Origin of the sequence: Acetomicrobium sp. UBA5826 (assembly GCF_002433005.1) — a bacterium.
Lineage (GTDB): Bacteria > Synergistota > Synergistia > Synergistales > Acetomicrobiaceae > Acetomicrobium.
In genome coordinates this window covers 1-2,613 of sequence record NZ_DJHF01000026.1, presented here as the reverse complement: position 1 = coordinate 2,613, position 2,613 = coordinate 1, and the positions used below count along the sequence as shown (strand labels likewise).

The window sequence follows — 2,613 nt, the reverse complement described above, 5'->3', positions numbered from 1 at the left end:
TGAAAGGGGGGATATGAATGGCCGATGTAGTTGGATTGGAGTGCACCGAGTGCAAGCGCCGAAATTACGTGACAACTGTTAACAAGAAAAAACAGTCCAAGAAACTTGAGAAGAAGAAATTTTGCCGGTGGTGTAATAAACACACCTTGCACAAGGAGACGAAGTAGTATAAAATAGCTCTTGCAAGCAGGTCCGTAGCTCGAATTGGCAGAGCACCGGACTCCAAATCCGGGGGTTGCAGGTTCGAATCCTGCCGGGCCTGCCAGAATACACTCCCTGACTGGGAATATGCTCAGTCAGGGTTTTTTATTGCAAATTTAGGAGCGTCGGACTGGATTTTATGCGACAGTGATTCGAATGGAGCAATAAAACTTGCGCCATTCGAAAGGGGAAGTTACTATTTCGCTTAACTAACCCGAGGTTAAGATTTTATCGATCATCTCCTTTGCCTTAGGCAGTAATTCGGCATGGAGGTATTCCTCGATCGGTAGTTCGCGAATTTTACTCAGGTCTTTATAGTTGCCTGACATAACGCAGCCAAGTTGTTCGAGATTTTTTCCTTCTTCAGAGCCTGCGATTTTTGCGATTTCCTCGTTTGAGGCAATATTTTTAAGGGGCTGCATAAGTTCAATCCCATAACTTGCAAAAAAATCCTTGAATGATTCAAGGACGTAAGGAAGCTGGTTGAGCTTAATTACACCTTCGTGGGAACTTCTTTCTCCGGTGACAATTCTTGAGATTTTGAGTTTAATGGCTAGAAGGACTCTCATGATGTGAAGGTAGAGGTGGCAGGCTATGCAAGGGGTGTAAAACCCCCATCTTTCTATTGAGATTTCGACGGAGTTGGCGCAAAGTTGCATCCATAATTTCGGAGAACCGTGAATTACCGGCTCAAAGGTGTGAGCGTTCCTTTTGGCGAGCTCTTTCTTTACAAAATCGAGCCTCTTTATCAGAATTTCAGGGTCTCCGTACTCAGTTCCCGTGTAAACGATGGAAGGCAGAAGAAAAGAAAATTGGCGAAGTTCCTGGGCTTTTAGGATAGCCACAATGCTGTCCCTACCGGCTATCTCTCCTATTACGGCAGATTCCCTTGGATGAATATTCATTATTTTTTCTAAGGAAAGCATCCATTCCGGAAATTCAATTATTATATCGGGTTTTGTGGCAAAAATCTCAAGTAGCTTTTCTCTATTCATAATTAATCATCCTAACGATTTGTCACGACTAATGCGTAAGGGGCATTGTCCGTATTGCAGTCCGTAAAGATCTGCCCTGTCCATGAAATCTAGGATCATGGACATAATTTCATTTCCCCTGACTTCGCCAAGGGAGCCGTAGAGGCATGATATCTCGTCGAAATTGACGACTTTATCTCTTCGAAGGTATTTGCCAACCATCAATAGCGGCACGCTTTCTCCGGAATGTATCATGTCACCAACGCTTGGAGTGGAGTGGTCGGCAGTTATCGCTAGCAGGGTTTCGTTGAAGTCCAATTCCGGCAAGATCTTTCCAAGAGCACTATCAAGTGATTCGATGACCTTTACCTTATTTTCCGGGATGCGGGTGTGAGCTGCGACGTCCGGAGCCTTCGTATGGACGAAGCAAAAATCTTTTTCGGATTCGACTGCCTCTTTTAGTTTTGCAAGCAGGTCTTCATAAGGATCTTTTATGTTGAATCTATGAACTTTCATGTCAAATATTTTGCCTATGCCTGTATATAGAGCCGAAGACACGAAAGCTTCCGATCTAAGTTTCCATTTTTCCTCAAAGCTTTTTATCTTTTTTAATTTTCCGGCTCTTTGGGTTGCCACAGCATTTATGGGCGGCAAGCCCAAGTCTTTTCTTTTGCTGTTTAGGGGATTTGAGGCTAATTTTAAATGAGCCCACAGAATATATTTGTTCAACACCTCTGCAGTTTGATTTGCTGCGTCGAGGTTTTCGGCTCCCTTCAGGGATTCAATTTGCAAAAGGGGGCGACCGTTAAAAATAGGATTAGAGTCAGAAATTTGGGAGGATACATTGCCAGACAGTTTTAGGATGCCGTCTATGCCGTGCGTTGGCTTAAATTCGACCTCTATGCCTTTATGTCTAAAATATCGTATATCATCTATCAATGACATTATCGTTTCTTCGTCTGCAGGTGGCTTTTCCTCTGCAAGATAAAGAGTGTCGTCAATTTCTTTTACGGACAACAGTTTCACGAGAATGTAAACTTCGTCGAAGCTGACTTCAAAATCGTAACCCAAGGCTTCTATGACTCCCCTTCCGGGGGAATCTTCAATGGCATAACCGAATATTAAAAAGTGAGCAATTTCGCTGGGCAGGGGTGCACCTTTGCAGAGGGCTGTTAAAGATCCGTTAGCTCCAACACTTGCTAAATAATCAAGTGTTGGTGTATGGGCTTTTTGCAGGGGAGTGTTCTGGTTCCAGTCAGATATGCCCCTGTCTCCCAAACCATCCAATATGATAAATAGGCATTTCAAGATGATGCCTCCCTTCGAAAGGGTAAATATGTTTCAATAACCTCTTTGTTGTTGTTATCTGTTATTATATAGTTTAGGTTAAATTTAAACATCAAAGATCACGAAGCCGATCGCGTAAAATATTTGTAGG

Annotated in this window: 3 protein-coding genes and 1 tRNA gene; 2 read left to right on the top strand and 2 right to left on the bottom strand. The window is 43.1% G+C overall.

Annotation, left to right across the window (positions count from 1 at the left end; genetic code table 11):
- Positions 1-17 precede the first annotated feature (17 nt).
- A complete protein-coding gene (gene rpmG / locus B3N34_RS09370; protein ID WP_009201747.1) occupies positions 18-167 on the top strand; it encodes a 50S ribosomal protein L33 in 150 nt (49 codons plus the stop codon).
- 21 nt (positions 168-188) lie between these two features.
- Positions 189-265: transfer RNA gene (locus B3N34_RS09365), tRNA-Trp, on the top strand.
- A gap of 145 nt (positions 266-410) precedes the next feature.
- Here the strand turns inward: B3N34_RS09365 and B3N34_RS09360 are convergent.
- Entirely contained in the window at positions 411-1,196 is a 786-nt protein-coding gene (locus B3N34_RS09360; RefSeq protein ID WP_286977471.1) for a hypothetical protein, read from the bottom strand.
- Positions 1,197-1,202: 6 nt separating this feature from the next.
- Positions 1,203-2,483, bottom strand: a complete 1,281-nt coding sequence (locus B3N34_RS09355; protein ID WP_286977469.1) for an alkaline phosphatase family protein — start codon at positions 2,481-2,483, stop codon at positions 1,203-1,205.
- Between the last annotated feature and the right edge of the window lie 130 nt (positions 2,484-2,613).

What these genes read in the sequence shown, in the direction of transcription:
- rpmG (WP_009201747.1), top strand. Translation starts at nt 18, where the DNA reads ATGGCCGATGTAGTTGGATTGGAGTGCACCGAGTGCAAGCGCCGAAAT.
- B3N34_RS09360 (WP_286977471.1), bottom strand. Translation starts at nt 1,196, where the DNA reads ATGAATAGAGAAAAGCTACTTGAGATTTTTGCCACAAAACCCGATATA.